Source organism: Pseudomonas sp. S3_B08, from assembly GCF_054667725.1.
The window spans coordinates 1,736,475-1,752,946 of the sequence record NZ_CP162750.1; the positions used below are offsets into that span (position 1 = coordinate 1,736,475).

The 16,472-nt window shown below is 59.5% G+C and carries 14 protein-coding genes; 6 read left to right on the forward strand and 8 right to left on the reverse strand.

The annotated features are described in order from the left end of the window. Window positions 1-17: 17 nt before the first annotated feature. Window positions 18-4,865, reverse strand: coding sequence for a dermonecrotic toxin domain-containing protein (locus AB4N73_RS08010; RefSeq protein ID WP_460143221.1), 4,848 nt, complete (start codon window positions 4,863-4,865; stop codon window positions 18-20). 233 nt (window positions 4,866-5,098) lie between these two features. On the opposite strand from AB4N73_RS08010, the gene AB4N73_RS08015 reads away from it, so the two are divergent. Beyond that, the gene (locus AB4N73_RS08015; RefSeq protein WP_150635369.1) at window positions 5,099-6,127 is read left to right on the forward strand and encodes an Ldh family oxidoreductase; all 1,029 of its coding nucleotides are present in this window, start codon (window positions 5,099-5,101) and stop codon (window positions 6,125-6,127) included. A 202-nt stretch (window positions 6,128-6,329) separates the two neighbouring features. On the opposite strand, the gene AB4N73_RS08020 is transcribed toward AB4N73_RS08015, so the two are convergent. Further along, window positions 6,330-6,647 (reverse strand): ElaB/YgaM/YqjD family protein, encoded by a 318-nt coding sequence (locus AB4N73_RS08020; RefSeq protein WP_016774661.1) that lies wholly within the window; start codon window positions 6,645-6,647, stop codon window positions 6,330-6,332. A 154-nt stretch (window positions 6,648-6,801) separates the two neighbouring features. Between AB4N73_RS08020 and AB4N73_RS08025 the strand changes: the two genes are divergently transcribed. Further along, window positions 6,802-7,056 (forward strand): hypothetical protein, encoded by a 255-nt coding sequence (locus AB4N73_RS08025; protein ID WP_003224595.1) that lies wholly within the window; start codon window positions 6,802-6,804, stop codon window positions 7,054-7,056. Between the two features lie 6 nt (window positions 7,057-7,062). On the opposite strand, the gene AB4N73_RS08030 is transcribed toward AB4N73_RS08025, so the two are convergent. Beyond that, the gene (locus tag AB4N73_RS08030; protein ID WP_256809776.1) at window positions 7,063-7,977 is read right to left on the reverse strand and encodes a LysR family transcriptional regulator; all 915 of its coding nucleotides are present in this window, start codon (window positions 7,975-7,977) and stop codon (window positions 7,063-7,065) included. Window positions 7,978-8,061: 84 nt separating this feature from the next. Here AB4N73_RS08030 and AB4N73_RS08035 point away from each other — a divergent pair, with 84 nt between their 5' ends. Then, window positions 8,062-8,985 (forward strand): carbon-nitrogen hydrolase family protein, encoded by a 924-nt coding sequence (locus AB4N73_RS08035; RefSeq protein WP_236168857.1) that lies wholly within the window; start codon window positions 8,062-8,064, stop codon window positions 8,983-8,985. Window positions 8,986-9,121: 136 nt separating this feature from the next. Here the strand turns inward: AB4N73_RS08035 and AB4N73_RS08040 are convergent, their stop codons facing one another. Beyond that, window positions 9,122-9,595, reverse strand: a complete 474-nt coding sequence (locus tag AB4N73_RS08040; RefSeq protein ID WP_056785875.1) for an LEA/WHy family protein — start codon at window positions 9,593-9,595, stop codon at window positions 9,122-9,124. Between the two features lie 66 nt (window positions 9,596-9,661). Further along, window positions 9,662-11,128 carry a nucleobase:cation symporter-2 family protein gene (locus AB4N73_RS08045; RefSeq protein ID WP_016774665.1) on the reverse strand — a complete coding sequence of 489 codons (1,467 nt, stop codon included), beginning with the start codon at window positions 11,126-11,128 and terminating at the stop codon, window positions 9,662-9,664. A gap of 263 nt (window positions 11,129-11,391) precedes the next feature. On the opposite strand from AB4N73_RS08045, the gene zapE reads away from it, so the two are divergent. From zapE to AB4N73_RS08060, 3 genes are all read left to right on the forward strand, one after another. Next, window positions 11,392-12,510, forward strand: a complete 1,119-nt coding sequence (zapE, locus tag AB4N73_RS08050) for a cell division protein ZapE (RefSeq protein ID WP_258708178.1) — start codon at window positions 11,392-11,394, stop codon at window positions 12,508-12,510. 17 nt (window positions 12,511-12,527) lie between these two features. After that, window positions 12,528-13,109: a DinB family protein gene (locus AB4N73_RS08055; protein ID WP_460143222.1), complete on the forward strand. Its 582-nt coding sequence runs from the start codon at window positions 12,528-12,530 to the stop codon at window positions 13,107-13,109. Window positions 13,110-13,309: 200 nt separating this feature from the next. After that, the gene (locus tag AB4N73_RS08060) at window positions 13,310-13,807 is read left to right on the forward strand and encodes a GNAT family N-acetyltransferase (RefSeq protein ID WP_024012903.1); all 498 of its coding nucleotides are present in this window, start codon (window positions 13,310-13,312) and stop codon (window positions 13,805-13,807) included. 116 nt (window positions 13,808-13,923) lie between these two features. On the opposite strand, the gene AB4N73_RS08065 is transcribed toward AB4N73_RS08060, so the two are convergent. From AB4N73_RS08065 to AB4N73_RS08075, 3 genes are all read right to left on the reverse strand, one after another. After that, the gene (locus tag AB4N73_RS08065) at window positions 13,924-14,133 is read right to left on the reverse strand and encodes a hypothetical protein (protein ID WP_071172389.1); all 210 of its coding nucleotides are present in this window, start codon (window positions 14,131-14,133) and stop codon (window positions 13,924-13,926) included. A gap of 177 nt (window positions 14,134-14,310) precedes the next feature. Further along, window positions 14,311-16,053, reverse strand: coding sequence for a phosphoethanolamine transferase CptA (locus AB4N73_RS08070; RefSeq protein WP_256809778.1), 1,743 nt, complete (start codon window positions 16,051-16,053; stop codon window positions 14,311-14,313). Window positions 16,054-16,264: 211 nt separating this feature from the next. Continuing rightward, window positions 16,265-16,447, reverse strand: coding sequence for a DUF6026 family protein (locus AB4N73_RS08075; RefSeq protein ID WP_016774671.1), 183 nt, complete (start codon window positions 16,445-16,447; stop codon window positions 16,265-16,267). Window positions 16,448-16,472 lie beyond the last annotated feature (25 nt).

Genomic DNA, 16,472 nt, shown 5'->3' on the forward strand with positions numbered 1-16,472 from the left:
GCGCATTTTTTTTGTCGTCACGCCAGCGCTTGCGAGGATCCCGCCTGATCTGCAACCGGCGCCGATAGCGGTATGGGCGCGGGAAGCGGGTCGAGCTGGCGCCCCAGTTCGCTGATGAGCAGGGCGATCGAGTCGGCGTTGGCGAGCATCACGTCGACCCGCGCGTCTGCTGAAACAGGACTGCGAAACGCTCGGCGCGCGTCTGCAAGGTTTGTGGTTTTGGTAAGGCTGAGGATTTTCAGGTAATCCGCGGCATGCGTCGGCATTTTGTCCAGATCGGTCCAGACGTGGTTATCGGATTTCACCGCAAACAGGTGCGAGAGATTGCCGTAGCGCGACAATAACCTGCGATAACGTTCAAGCGAGTCCTTGGCCGCTTGCCCCTCTGCCGTCGTCGTGTCGATAAGGTCGAGATAAGGCCCCATGGCCTGGACCGTCACCAGATCTTCGCTGTCGCAAACCAGATGCGAGAGTTCATGGATAATCGTTACCGCGCGTGCGTGTGAATCAACATTGAATCGAGGAGGCAGATGGGCGGTGTATTTGTCCATTCTGGGATTGAAAAAAACCTCGGTGAGATGAATTATTTTTTGTTTGTCCTGTTTGAAAACGAAAGCAACGGTATTGGCGCTGCCAGGCCCATTCAGACCAGTAAAGAAGCGCTCGGTGTAGAGCAAATCATCTTTTGGGTTCGTCAATTCCTGGCAGACAGGAATTATCACTTTCTCGAGTTTTGTGAGCAGCAAGGGCGTTACCTCATGCACCTCGAAGAACTCCTTCAAAACCGTCTCCAGCCGTGTGCCCGCAGGATGGCTGCGCTGTGTAACGTAGTTATGCAGGCAGTTGACTGCGTATTCTCTTGCACGGTTTACGGCTTGCTGTATCACGAACGCCCTGGCCGGATAGCGACGGTGGATCTGGGCCATGCCTCTGGCCTGGATATACATTTCTATTGAGCGGTTCTCCTCGACTTCATGTTGAGCAGGGTCACGACGTTTTGATCGGCAGCGATGAACCGGCTGGCTGGCGCTTGCAACAACCAGACGGGCATTTTTCTCTTCGAGTGCCGGCCCCTGACTGCCGTCTTTTTTGCGCAAATACCAGTTTTTTTCGAGCTGGACTGCCGGATACACCTTGCCGGCAATGGCGGCGTATTTTTGCGTCGTTGACGAATCCCCATAGACCAGCTTATTGGCATCAAGCTTGAGGGATTCCAGCGCCGTACTGCTTTCAAAGGGCTGCAAATCAATCCGAGCGGGCGTGACGGGCGACACCTTTGCCCAGCCAGAGGCGACTTGCACCGTTGTGGCTGTACCCGCAGGTGCTTGCGCCTCTGCGGCGAATTCGGAGCCGGCCGTTTCTGCCTCGCTTTCCCATGACAGACGTCCCAGGCTGAAGAGGGTAATCGCCCCTGCGATGAAGCTTTTCAGGGCATTTGCCCAGTGGTGATCCTGAAGGCCTTCGGCGGACGCCTTGAAGTCCTGGTAGCTTCGCCACAGAAAAAAACCGGACGCGAGTTTGCCCGGTAGCAAATGTGGCACCAGGCGCACGCCGTGACTGAAGAGAAACTTCACCGCTTCCCAATCCGCTTGGCCATTGATCTGTGGCTGGCTGCGCAACAGTTGCGGCAGAAGGCTCAAAGTGTCCTGGTGAAACCGCTCGAGCACGTTGCCATTGATGGGCGCGCCATGAAGAGTGATTTCACTGTCTTTGCCGATCGTTGTTTTCAACAGGCTCTTGAATATCGCCTGCTGAGCTTCAGGCAGACGCCGGATGATCAAATCCTGGAAGTGCCCGGGGGTATTCAGTGCCTCGATCAGCTGCGCTTCGTTTTCGAATTCGCGAAACACATACCTGGAGTAAGGCGCATAGAGGATCCGGGGGCCTGTTTTCTCTGCGCCCGGACCGAAGACATACAAACCGAGTGTGTCGACACAATCAGCGCCTGGGGTCTTGATCAGCGATAGGGGGCAGGCGATGGCATGAGCGCCCTCGACCGCAGCGCGCGCTATCGCGTCGGGCATGTCGAGGACCTGGCAAATGTAGTCATAGCCGGTATCCGAGAGCTGTTGCTGCAATTTCATCGAGTGGGCGTGTTGCATCAATTGCCAGGGCAACTGGCGCAAGAACCGTTCTTTGCTGGTGCGAGCAGACGGGCTGTCGGCTGACAGCGCTTCGGTGACTTTCGCGGTGTAGGTGGTAGCAACATCAAGAGATTGCAGTAATTGCCGTACCGCGGCCTGGGCAAACTCTTTTGGTAAGGCTGTGGCCGTTGTCGAGGCGACTTTGAAACCGCTGCCTTGCACGACGTTGTAGTGATGCAGGGCAAATTCCAGCAAGTCGCAGGCAGGGCCGGCCAATATCAGATTGGGGGTAATCCGGATGTCCTGTGGCTTGAGCCCGTTGCCTGGAAATCGCGCGTCGAGCAGGGTTTTGAGGGTCTGCTCGATATGAGTGGCCAGCGCCGGGACCTCATCGAGGAAATCCTTGCCATCGATGAACGCATGCCGCAGTTCATCCAGCAGCGCGAGTTGCGTGCGTTGCTCCGTCGCCGAGGCCATGCGCAACCAGTCCGGGTAATCCAGATGACGCGAAAGGGTTCTTGCAAGATCGATCGCGCGTCGCAGGTTGGTATCGATGACAGCATTCTTCATTTGATCAAGGAAGCTCGCCAATGTCTTTGGCTCCTTGATGCAAACTCGCAGCAGTTCACATTCCGCCAAGAACTGTTCAATGGCAGATTGCATGCGGTCTCGGGAGACACTGCCATTAATCAATTGAAACTCGCCCAGGGTGTATTGCTGGTCCAGTCTGTGTTGCGCCTTTGGCAGATTTTCCAGCAGCGTGTGGCTCTGATTGTTGTCGTCCAGTCGTTGTTGCAATTGCTTTTGCGCATTGGCGATGTCGTCAAACAGCTCCAGGCCCAGGGCCGGTGTCCAGAGGATGGCGCGCCCGGAATGTTTCACGTCCATGCCGCCGCGCTCGGTCAGCAGCACACAGTGAGCGAGCGGCAGCGCAGCGTTGGGCTCGGTTCCGATGAGGGTCAGTGACCAGGCATCGGGGCGAAAACCATTGAGTGACTGGCGGTCCCTGCGTGTCGGGTGCCTGGAATCGAACACGGTGTCGACGATCTTTCGTTCCGCCTCCAGCCATGACCCGCTGAGGCTGCGCAGGTACGCCTCACCACGCAGGCCGTCTTCGAATGCCTGGGCCAGTTTCCACAGAATGCCTTCCAAAAAGACGCGCTGTTCTGCGCCGTGCGCGGTCGGCTGGTCTTTGAAGTGGCTGGTCAGATTATCCAGCGTCCGTCCCAGAAGTGTCGCCTGCTGCGCAGCCTTGTCTGCCTGCACGAGTGACGATGGCGGTGTACTGGTAAACAACGGCCGGGTACTCCAGCGCTGATTGACGTCGAGCTTGAGCAGCCGTTCATGAATCATTGAGCGGATATCCAACGCCTTGTCGAAGAGCGCATGGATGTCAGTGGTGCGCTCGCTCTGACGAAAACGCTGCAGAACGAATTCAACGTTCTGACGTTGCTTGGTGATGATGGCCTCGAACAGCGTGGTCATGATCTCACCGCCAATGTTTTCCCCGGATACCTGCGCGTTAGCGAAGCCAAGGTAACGATTGCGTTCTTGCAGATTCATCAGCCCGTAGAGTTCGTCTTCGTGTCCGGCAGCCCGCATTTTCGCGGTCAGTGTCTGTTTGAGATCCGCGTAGTCGGCGAGTACCTGCAGGCCCTGGCTGGGCGTATAGAGATAAGCCTTGTCGTGATTGATCATCAGTGAACCGGCCAGCTCGACACAGGCTGTCTCTTCACTCAAACACACGGTTTCAAACGTTGGCCGCCGTACCGCAACGGTTGGCTCACGTACCAGGCTGTGCAGGGCGTTGAACTCGCCGGCGGTGAGGATCTGCGTTTCGCGCTTGATCATCAGATCCGCGCGCGCCTGATCCTGCACCGTCTGGCTGAAGAAAGTACGTCTGGGCGAGCCTTCGAATGAGGCGCCGTTCCAAAACACCTCAAGCTGTCGAAACAACAGCATGGTCAGTTTTCCCGATGCCGACTTGATCGCATTGGTCCAGGCCGACTGATCGTCTTCGCGTATCGAACGGGCGGGATGGGTGAATTCTACGGCCTGACCGTGGGGCCAGCCCTGACGGTGAAAGTGCACCAACAGCGCTTCAGTCAGCGACAGCGAGTCGACCCACTGTTTCCCCTCCGAAGAAGTCACCGAATAGAAACCGACGCGAGTAAGCGATTGTTGCACCGCGCCAAAATGCGCTTCGAGCAGTTCGTCGAGAATCTTTTCCAGCAGCGTTGCAAGGGATGGCAGGCGTTTGAGCTCGTCCAGCAGGTCACGGGCGCACCTCTCCAGAGAGTCGCCGATTGCCAATTGCTGGTCCTCGAACACATCACCTTCGATGGTTTCGCAAGTCAGGGTGATACTGCGTTTTTCCACCAGTTCCTTGCGCAATGAAACCGAGAGGAAAGCCAGCAGATCATCAGCTTCCCCGGCATTGTCGAGGCGTGTCTGCAGGGCGTCCGTCAGTGCCTGGCGGTCAGCGAATTTTTTCAGGCCATCGTAGGGCGTATAGAGAAACACGCCGTTGTCATCCGGCCCTGCGCTGAGTATGAAGCTGCCTGCCAGCGGCACGGCCAGTTGCTTGTCGGCGTTGAGCAGGATGCGTTCGGCCAGCATTGGCGGGGTTTGCTTGTTGCGCAGCGATTGCGTAGCGAGTTGCGCGTGTGCAAGCCAGTCGAAGTCTTTGCTGTTGAGACCGTGTGCCGGAGCGAGGTCAGCGTGCAGGCCGGGTGAATCGAATATCACTGGAAACAACAGCGGGGCAGTCGGGGTGGACATCATTGCAACTCTGAACAGGGCGCCATTGGGCTGGAACTCAACAGTAAATGCGCAGAGTGGAGCACTTGCGGTAGACAGTTACCGCACGTGCCGAGATCAAAATGTGCATCAGGGCGCGCCAACCGATGGCAATGAATCGAAGGGTTGACAGCTGGCAGCTCGGACAGGGTTAATCGGTGGGCAAAATCGACCGTACGCTGTTGTTCCCTCCAATAATCATTCTGGAGCTTCAGATGTCTGCGCCACACGATCATGGCTCGTCCACAGTGTCCCTCGAAGCACTGACGCAATTGCTTGAAACGATTTTTCTGCGCCACGGCACCTCCAGCGAAGTCGCACGGGTACTCGCCGTCAACTGCGCCAACGCCGAACGCGACGGCGCTCATAGTCATGGCGTGTTTCGCATCCCCGGTTATGTCTCGACGCTGAAAAGCGGCTGGGTCAATGGCCATGCCGTGCCACAGGTTGAAGATGTCGCGCCGGGGTTTGTCCGGGTTGACGCTGGCAACGGTTTTGCCCAGCCAGCGTTGGCAGCGGCCCGACCCTTGCTGATCGAGAAGGCGCGTCATGCCGGCATCGCGGTGCTGGCGATTCGCAACTCGCATCATTTCGCCGCTTTGTGGCCGGATGTCGAGCCCTTCGCCGACGAAGGTCTGGTGGCGCTGAGCGTGGTCAACAGCATGACCTGCGTGGTGCCCCATGGCGCTGATCGGCCATTGTTCGGTACCAATCCGATTGCCTTCGCCGCGCCAAGGGCCAACGCCGCGCCGATTGTGTTCGACCTTGCCACCAGCGCCATCGCCCATGGCGATGTGCAAATTGCAGCCCGTAAAGGTGAAAAACTCCCGGCCGGCATGGGTGTCGACAGCCTCGGCCAGCCGACCCAGGACCCCAAAGCGGTTCTCGAAGGCGGCGCCTTGTTGCCGTTCGGCGGGCACAAAGGCTCGGCGCTGTCGATGATGGTCGAGTTGCTGGCGGCGGCATTGACCGGCGGCAATTTCTCATTCGAGTTTGACTGGTCCAACCATCCCGGCGCGAAAACCCCGTGGACCGGTCAGCTGTTGATCGTCATCGACCCGAGCAAGGCCGCAGGGCAGAGCTTCGCCCAGCGCAGTGAAGAGCTCGTGCGGCAGATGCACGGGGTCGGGCTCAAGCGACTGCCGGGGGATCGCCGGCATTTGCAGCGCAGTCGATCAATGGCGCAAGGGATCGTACTGGATGAGCAGACGCTGGGGCAGTTGCGGGAGTTGGCGGGGGAGTGAGTCTTTTGTTGTTCTGACGATTGCAGTGACAAGGTCAAAAGCCCCTCACCCTAGCCCTCTCCCGGGGGGAGAGGGGACTGACCGCGTGGTTTGGGCGAGGTACGCCGACTTGGGATACCGAGGTGAATTCAGTAATGGAAAAGCAAAGCGGTTGGCATAAAAAAAGCGAACCCTGAGGTTCGCCTTTTTCTGTGCGCCTGACTCAGCGACGGCCGAGCAGCAGGCCCACCACCAGGCCGAAACCGGCGGAGATCGCCACGGTTTGCCAAGGGTGACCACCGATGTAGTTTTCGGTGGCTTCGACGGCGGGTTTGGTGCGATCGCGCACGCTGGACACCGAATCCAGTGCCAGCTGCAGTTTCTGGGCGATTTGTGCACGCAGCGTTTCTGCTTCTTCGCCGACCAGTGAAGCGCTGCTCTTGAGCAGTTTGTCCGATTCTTCGATCAGAGCCTGAAGCTCGCTGAAAGCTTGATCCTTGATTTGCTCTTCGGCAGCTTGCGAGGCGGTTTTACGGGCCATTGGGTGACTCCTTGCAGGTGAATGGACAGTGACCAATGGAGTGTAGCGGCAGGCGAAAAGTTGCATGTCATTCGTGGAGAAGGGAAAAACCTGCACCGGAGATTTCCATCGAGCGTGTAAGATGTCGCCATTTTACGCAGCAGGATAAATCCCCATGAGTTTCAATCTGGCCGACAAATCCCTCGCAGAGCGCGCAGCGCTGGAAGATGAGAAATCCCGTCTGTTCGAACTCTGGCAGAACAATCTGGGCAAAGCCAAAGGCGAAGCCGCGCGCTTGTTTGGGGAGCGCTCCAAGCGCAAGGGCAAATGGGCCGAGTGGGTCCGCGCCGAACTGGACGGCATGTCGCCGCCGGAGTTCGCCAACATGGTGCGCAGTGAAGTCAATCGCTTGATGGCGGCGAACAAATAATCCGCTTCACGCCTGGCTGAACGTGGCGACAATCGCCTCGCGAACCTTGACCAGCACCGGATCGATCTGCGTGCTGGTGCGCCAGCCCAGTTCCACCGGATAGCGCGGTAAAGCCAGAGGGCAGGGCAGCAACGCCAGCCCGCTCAGCGTCGCGATGCTTGCGGCGGCATGGGCCGGGATGGTCGCCACCGCCTGACTGCCCTTGAGCAGAAAGGGCAGCGCGGCGAAATGCGTGGTCGACGCGCAGACTCGCCGGCTCAAACCCACTGCCGCCAATCCCTCATCGGTAATGCCGATAAAGCCGCCCGACGACACCAGAATGTGCTCGCGTTCAACGAACTCTTGCAACGCGATCTGCTGTTGGCCTGGCGCGAGACTGGCCGGGTCGACCAGACACGCATAGCCGCCTTCCCCCAACACCTGACGACTGAGCAGACGCTCGGAAAAGCCGCCGGCAGTGATCGCCAGGTCGATGCTGCGTTCCATCAGCGCGCGGGCAACGATCTGGCTGTGGGTCTGGCGAAATATCAACCGCAGCTTCGGCGCACGGCGGGCGATTTCCTCGATCAAGTGGCGCCCGTAGGCAATTTCAAAATCATCTGACAGACCGATCGCCACCGAGCGTCCTTCGTATTGATTGGCCGCCGGATCGAGCATGGCCAGACTTTGCCGGCATTTGTTGAGCGCATCGCTGATCACCGGTTTCAGCTGATTGGCTTGCAGGGTCGGCGCCAGTCCGCGCCCGGTGCGCACGAACAACTGATCGCCATACACCTCACGCAAGCGGCGCAATGCCGCGCTGACTGCCGATTGCGTTACGCCCAGGCGCAGGGCGGCGCGACTGGCACTGGATTCGTCGTGCAGCGCTTCGAAGACTTTCAGCAGGTTGAGGTCAATGTCGGCGATATTCATTTGGCTCATATCATTCAGCAGTCGGCAGGGCTTTATTCATGATCGCGTGACGCCGGAGAATCGGCAACACCTGAACCTGATGGAGTAAATACGATGGCCAGATCCATAGTGGCGGCGTTGCAGATCGGTGCATTGCCCGGCGGCAAAGGCGAAACCCTTGAACAGATCCTTGCTTGGGAAGACGCAATCCGCGAATCCGGCGCCGCGTTGGTGGTGATGCCGGAAGCCTTGCTCGGCGGCTACCCGAAGGGCGAGGGCTTCGGCACCCAATTGGGCTACCGACTGCCCGAGGGGCGTGAGGCGTTCGCACGTTATTTTGCCAACGCCATCGATGTACCGGGCGCCGAAACCGAAGCGCTGGCCGGATTGTCAGCGCGCACCGGAGCCAATCTGGTGATCGGCGTGATTGAGCGCGCTGGCAGCACGTTGTATTGCACGGTGCTGTATTTCGATCCGCAGGCCGGGCTGCTCGGCAAACACCGCAAGCTCATGCCCACCGGCACCGAGCGACTGATCTGGGGCAAGGGTGACGGCTCGACGCTGCCGGTGTTCGACACCCAGGTCGGCAAGCTTGGCGCCGTGGTCTGCTGGGAAAACATGATGCCGCTGCTGCGCACGGCGATGTATGCCAAGGGCGTTGAGGTCTGGTGCGCGCCGACCGTGGACGAGCGCGAGATGTGGCAGGTCAGCATGCGCCACATCGCCCACGAAGGCCGCTGTTTCGTGGTCAGCGCCTGTCAGGTGCAGGCCTCGCCGGATGATTTGGGGGTGGAGATTGCCAATTGGCCGGGTGATCGACCGTTGATTGCCGGTGGCAGCGTGATCGTCGGTCCGATGGGCGATGTGCTGGCGGGGCCGTTGCGCGGGGAAGCGGGCTTGCTCACGGCGGAAATCGACACTGATGAACTGATCCGCGCGCGGTATGACTACGATGTGGTCGGCCACTACGCGCGGCCGGATGTCTTCGAGTTGACCGTTGATGAGCGTGCGAAGCCGGGGGTGCGGTTCAACTCCTGACCTTGATACTTGTTTTGAACCTGTGGGAGCTGGCTTGCCAGCGATGGGGCCATGTCAGTCGACATCTTTTTGGCAGATGCACCGCTATCGCTGGCAAGCCAGCTCCCACAGGGATCGGTGCGCGATCAGAAAACTTTTACCAGGTCGCCGCACTCGCCTTGGGCAGGCTCAACTTGCCGCTGTCGGTAAAGCGCATCGTGCCAAACAACCCGCCCGCCAGTTTGCCGCGCAGCACGTAGGGCAGATTATCGAGGCTTTGCGTCTGGCTCAGGCCCAGCGTCTGGCGCAGCACCGAGAACGCCGAGACGCTGACCGGCACCGTGACAATGGCTTCAGAGAAACGCGGGATCGAGCCGCTCTGATCGCTCACACCGGACGCCAGCGAATGACCATTGACCTCCAGATCCAGGGCGATGCCGTTGTAATCGATCGCCGTTTCATTGGGGTTCTGTACGCGCAGCTTGATCGCGAAGCGTACTTCCAGTTCCTGGCTGGGTAACGGTTCGAGGCCGACCACGTTGATGTTCACCGGATCGCGGTTGGGAAACAGCGCGCAGGCGCTGAGCGACAACAGCACAAGCGACAGGATGACGGCGTGGACGCGGCGCATAAAAATCTCTCGACAAAAAAAGGGCTGAACCGTCGCCGGTGCAGCCCTTTTTTTCGAGGCGTGACGTCAGCGGTTCAACTGTGCGACAGCCGCCGCTTGGCCGGGTTCACCTTTGGCGGCGACGTCGGGGTTTTCCATGACCTGCAGAATCGAAGCTTCCGGGTCGAAATCATCTTCTTCCAGCTCGATGAATTCTTCCGGCAGGAAGATGTTCAGCACGATAGCGCACAACGCACCGACAGTGATTGGCGATTCGAAGATGTTGCGCAGCGCTTGCGGCAGTTCGCGCAGGACTTCCGGCACCGCCGCGATGCCCAGGCCCATGCCCAGCGAGATCGCCACGATCAGCATGTTGCGTCGATGCAGGCCGGCCTCGGCGAGGATCTTGATCCCGGCCACGGCGACGGTACCGAACATCACCAGCTCAGCGCCGCCCAGCACCGGTTTCGGCATCAGTTGCAGCACTGCGCCGATCATCGGGAACAAACCGAGCAACACCAGCAGCCCGGCGATGAAAAACGCCACGTAGCGGCTGGCCACGCCGGTTAACTGGATCACACCGTTGTTCTGCGCAAACGTCACCATCGGCATGCTGTTGAACACTGCCGCCATGGCCGAGTTGAGACCATCGGCGAGCAGGCCGGATTTGATCCGGCGGATGTACAACGGGCCTTTCACCGGTTGCCGGGAGATCATCGAGTTGGCGGTCAGGTCACCGGCCGCTTCCAGCGGCGACACGAGGAAAATCACCGCCACCGGCACGAATGCCACCCAATCGAAGTTGAAGCCGTACTTGAACGGCACCGGCACGCTGACCAGCGGCACTTCGGGCATCGAAGCGAAATCCACCGTGCCCATCAGCCAGGCCACCACGTAGCCAAGGGTCAGGCCGATGACGATCGCGCCCAGGCGCAGAAACGGCACGTCGACACGGTTCAGCACTACGATGGTACCGATCACCAGCGCCGCCAGAAATACGTGACTGGCTGCGCCCAAGTCAGGCGCGCCGAAGCCGCCGGCGATGTCGGTCATCGCCACTTTGATCAGCGACAGACCCATCAGCGTGATGATCGTGCCGGTGACTACCGGGGTGATCAGCATGCGCAGCTTGCCGATGAACTGGCTGAGCACCACTTCAATGAACGCAGCGAAGAAGCACACGCCGAAGATCGTCGAGAGGATTTCGTCAGTGCCACCGCCGCGCGCCTTGACCATGAACCCGGCGCTGAGGATCACACTGATAAAGGAAAAACTGGTGCCTTGCAGACACAGCAGACCGGAACCGACCGGACCGAAGCGCTTGGCCTGGACAAAGGTGCCAAGGCCGGAGACGAACAGCGCCATGCTGATCAGGTAGGGGATTTCACTGTGCAGACCGAGGGCGCCACCCATGATCAGGGTCGGGGTGATGATGCCGACGAAACTGGCCAGCACGTGCTGCAACGCGGCGAACACCGTGGCGGTCAGGTGCGGACGGTCGTTGAGGCCGTAGATCAGGTCGTTGTTGCGCGGGGTTTTGTCAGAGGCGGTCATGGTGATGTGCGCGCCGCAAGGCGGGGCCGGGTCAGAAAATGGGTGCGCAGAATGCCGGAAGAGGGCGGCGAGGGCAACGAGCAATAACTGCCTGAAAGGTCAGGTTTTACTGCCTATGTGGGAGCGAGCTTGCTCGCGAAAGCGGTGGCTCAGTCTGCATCTCGGTGACTGACGAGCCGCCTTCGCGAGCAGGCTCGCTCCCACAATGATCGTCCACGCCCGTTAATCAGCAATGGCCAATCGCCCGTGGCATACTCCCGCGCATGACTTTCGACTCTCCCCTCAGTGCCTGGCAATACGCGGTCGACCACAAGGGTTTCATTCAGGATGAAGCCCAGGAACACGCGGTCTGGGCCTTGCAAAAATGCCATGAAGCCTTGCACGCCGGCGCCCGCTCGGTCGACGGCGTGTACCTGTGGGGGCCGGTCGGGCGTGGCAAGACCTGGTTGATGGATCAGTTCTACCAGAGCCTGCGCGTGCCGGCGCGGCGTCAACACTTTCATCACTTCATGGGCTGGGTTCATCAGCGATCGTTTCAACTCAGTGGCATCGCCGATCCGTTGCGCGCTTTGGCCAAAGAGCTGGCCTGCGAAGTGCGGGTGCTGTGTTTCGATGAACTGTTCGTCAATGACATCGGCGACGCGATCATTCTCGGCCGGCTGTTTCAGGTAATGTTCGAGGAAGGCGTAGTGGTGGTCTGCACGTCCAACCTGCCGCCTGATGATCTGTACGCGGACGGCTTCAATCGCGACCGTTTCACGCCGGCGATTGCGGCTATCAAGGCACACATGACAGTGGTGGCGGTGAATGGCGCCGAGGATCATCGCTTGCATCCCGGAGCGATTGAGCAGCGCTATTTTGTCAATGAAGCCGATTCACCGAGCGCACTGGGTGCCGTGTTCAAGTCGCTGGCTGCAGATGAGACTGTCAGCGATGAGCCAGTCGCCGTGGGCCATCGCACGCTCAACGTCGTGCAAGCCAGCGAATCGGTGCTGTGGTGCCGCTACAGCGGTCTGTGCGAACAACCTTTCGCCGCCATGGACTTCATTGCCCTGTGTGATCGCTACCGGGCTATTCTGTTGAGCGAAGTGCCGAACCTCAGCGCACAAAAACGCGAAGGGCGCATTGCGCGGGGCACCGAAGATGGCGCTGAGCGCGTGGTCGCCGGTGACCGGGAATTGCCGCAGTTATCGGTGCATGACGATGGCGTTCGCCGCTTTATCGCGCTGGTCGACGAATGCTACGACCGCAAGGTGCCGCTGTACGTCGAGGCAAGCGTACCGATGGACGCGCTGTACACCGAGGGCTACCTGGAATTCCCGTTCCGCCGCACCCTCAGCCGTTTGCAGGAGATGCAATTGCAGCGCTTCGCTGAAGCCTGAAAGAAGAGGGCGCCGACATGAGTCAACCGCTGTCCCATCATTTGCTGACCATGGCCTATCAGAATGCCTGGGCCAATCACCGCCTGGCAAAGGCCTGGAGCCAGCTCGACACCACTGAACTGGCGGCGCCACGGGGGAGCTTCTTCCCCAGCATCCGCCTCACGCTCAACCACATCCTCACTTGCGACTGGTTCTACGTCGACGCGCTGGAGCGGGAATTGCGCGGTGACGAGCCACACCCTGATTGCTATGTTTTCTTCAATGCAGACGAGCCGTTTACCGAGGCTGCGGCGCTGCGTGCAGAACAGGCCCGCGTTGATCGCCGCCTGATCGCCTATTGCGAGCAACTGCGCGATGCCGACCTGTCGAGAATCGTCACCATCGCCCGTGACATGCCGCAACATGACAGCCGCCTGCGCATGCTCTCGCACCTGTTCGAGCACCAGCTCCATCATCGTGGCCAGGTGCACGCCATGCTCAGCGGCACGGCGGTCAAGCCACCGCAACTGGATGAATTTTTCTGTGTCGGCGAAAGCGCATTGCGTGCCGAAGATTTCGCCGAACTGGGCTGGACCGAAGAGCTGATCTGGGGCCACTGACCGCAAAAGATCGCAGCCTCGTTGCACTCGTCAGCTCCTACACATATCGGACCGTAGGAGCTGACGAGTGCAACGAGGCTGCGATCTTTTGATCTTCAGCTTTTCAAGTTGCCCTCTCCGGCGCACCCAAGCTAAGGTCCCCCCCAGGCCTTTCAGCTAGCACCTTGCGCGCCGGGGCTTTTTGCTTATCGGGGATGGAAATGGATTCCGCAGAAATACTCGTACTTCAGGCCAGCTACAGCAACCCGGTGCACGCCGAAGCCATCGGCATCGTGCTCAACCACTACGCCGAAGATCCCATGGGCGGCGGTCATCCGATCGCGCCCGAACTGCTGCAACGCCTGCCCGAAGAACTCGCCCGCCGCCCGCATGCCTTCAGTGTGCTGGCCTTCGTCGGCGGCGAACCGGCCGGGCTGGTCAACTGTTTTGAAGGGTTCTCCACTTTCGCCTGCAAACCGCTGGTCAACGTTCACGACGTCGCCGTGGTCGGCAAATTTCGCGGCCTGGGGCTCAGTCAGAAAATGCTGCAGAAAGTTGAAGAAATCGCTCGTCAGCGTGGCTGCTGCAAGATCACCCTGGAAGTGCTGGAAGGCAATGCGGTGGCGCAGGGTTCATATCGCAAATTCGGCTTTGCACCGGGGATGTTCAATCCAGATCACGGGCGGATGCTGTTCTGGATAAAGGATTTGCAGGCCTGAAGGCTCCTCACCGCCAATCACCAACATAAAAAAAGGCGCCCCGATCAGGGCGCCTGAACTGTCATCTCCCGGGCCAGACCGGAGCCACGGAAGGTCCATCGGTTGCTCGGTAATGCTCAGTCGCGATAAGACTCGGTCACCTGCGCCGTCTGGTCAGCAGGGACGCGGATTTCTTTCGCGCTGGCGTCGGTCTTCTGCTCGCTTTGCGCGTGCTGGACCGGGAAATTGTCGTAGTAATAACGCATGCGTTCGGCACCGCCTTCAGCGAAGGCGCTGGTGGAGCCGAGGGCGAGCAGGGTGGTGAGAATGAAGGTAGTGGTTTTCATGGTGCCTCCTACTGAACAAGTGGGAGTCGGTTCGTCCGTGAAGCAGACCGCGAAAGAAAGTCTGCGGCGCGGCCATTAACAATGGGTTAACGCTGGTTCAGCGCAAATATTGCGGCGTATTACAGAAACACTGCGGCCGATGGGCACAAAAAAGGGCCTTCTCGGCCCTTTGTCGTTTTACTTCTGCGCGACTTCCGCCGGAGCAGGGTGTTTGGGCTTCATCAAACTGAAGTCAATCAACGCGCGCCTCGGCGCCTGGTACGGGTCGCCAATCAACAGCTTGCGCGGTACAAAGCTGTCGCTGACCAGGCTTTTGCTGCGATCCAGTTCATCGGAACTCAACCCGGCCAGATCCGCCCAGGTGTGAATGAGTTGCGAGCTGCTGTACGGGCGGCTGAGGTCGCCGGCGAAGTTCCAGTCGTGGTTTTCCTTCCACTTCGGCGAGGCCCAGGCCATGAACGGGATGGTGTACATCGGCGCGGTCGGTTTGTTTTCGTTGCGGCCCAGCGTGCCGTGACCGGCGGAGTCGAAGACATCTTCACCGTGGTCGGACAGGTACAGCAGGAAGCCATTCGGGTCGGTCTTGGCGTAGTCCTTGATCAGGCTTGAGACCACGAAGTCGTTGTACAGCACCGCGTTGTCGTAGCTGTTGTAGGTCGGCACCTGATCGTCACGCACGCCAGCCGGAACGCCCTGGCGATCCTTGAACTTGTCGAACGTCGGCGGATATCGGTACTGGTAGCTCATGTGCGTGCCGAGCAGGTGCACGACGATCAGCTTGCGCGGCGCCGCATCGGCCAGCGCCTTGTTGAACGGCTCGATGACGTCGCCATCGTACTGCGCCGAGTTCTGGTTGCGATTGTTGTTCAGGTACACCTGCTCGTCGGCCTGTTCGGAGAAGGTCGTGAGCATGGTGTTGCGCTTGGTCATGGTCTGCTGGTTGGTGATCCAGAACGTCTTGTAACCGGCCTGTTTCATCACGCTGACCAGCGATGGCGTCGACAGGTACAGGTCGGGGTTCTGCTCGTCAGCGAAGGTCAGCACTTGCTGCAGCGCTTCGATGGTGTACGGGCGCGGGGTGATGACGTTGTCGAAGATCGCCAATTGATCCTTGAGTTTGTCCAGTTCCGGCGTGGTGTTGCGCGGATAACCGTAGAGGCTCATGCGCTGACGGTTGGTCGATTCACCGATGACCAGCACCAGGGTCGCCGGTTGCCCGGCCGAGGCGTCCTTGAGGTTTTTCAGCGGCGGGATCTTGCTGGCACTGTCGAGCATGCCTTGCATGTCCCCCAGCGTTTCCAGATAGCGGTGATACGCCACGGCCATCTGCCACGGCACGGCGGGCTCGATGCGGGTTTCGAATTTCTCGAAGCCTTCGGCGAAATTGCCCATGCGCATGGTTTGTTTGATCAGCGGGTAGCCGGCGACGGCGATCACGATTGCGGTGGCTGCAACCAGTGCGCGACCACGGGGCATGTACACCGGGCGCAGGCGCGTCCACAGAAAGTAGGCGAACGCGGTATGGGCGAGGAACGCCGGGATCATCCACCAGGCGAAATACTGCGTCATGTACTCGCCGGCTTCCGACACGTTCGACTCGAACATGATGAAGATGACGCTCTGCGAGAATTCCTGCTGATAAATGAAGAAGTAACCCAGGCTGGCCATCGAGCAAGCCCACAGCACCACACCGATGATTGCCGCAAGCAGACGCGTCTGTTTGGGGAACAGCAACATCGGCGCCAGCCACAGTGCGCTCATCACGAATGCCTGACGGAATCCCGTGAAACCAGACGTGCCGGTCAGCTGGATCAGCAGTTGAGTGATGCCCGAGAAGTACCAGAAGAAGACGAACAACCAGATGAATCCGGCCCAGTCGAAACCGGTCGCAGTCGTTTTGCTGCGTTTGAACAATGCCATTCAGCGCTCCAGCTCAATCATCAGACCCACGCCGGAAACGCTTCCATGACACCGACGAACAGAGGCCGTACACGCAGGCACGGCCAGAATGGGGCGAAGTATCCCCAAGGGCTTGTGAAAGATTTGTTAAGCGCCGCTGTTGGTGTGTATCAAGCGGTCAGGGGTGCAACGTGTCGGGAACGACGAGGGCCGTTCCCGAAGCAGGCGGGGATCAGGCGTGGGGTGCGCGCTGCACAACCGGACGAGGTTGCGGCTGCGAGCCCTGGGTCAGTGCGCGCAATTGCGCCAATTCGTGCTTCAACTGGTCGCGCTCGTCTTTCAACTGGCGCAATTCATCGCGACGGATCGTAACGTAGAGGGTTTGTGGCGGCATTGCTGTATGTACTGTGCCCATTGCTCACCTCGCAAATGGCGTGCAT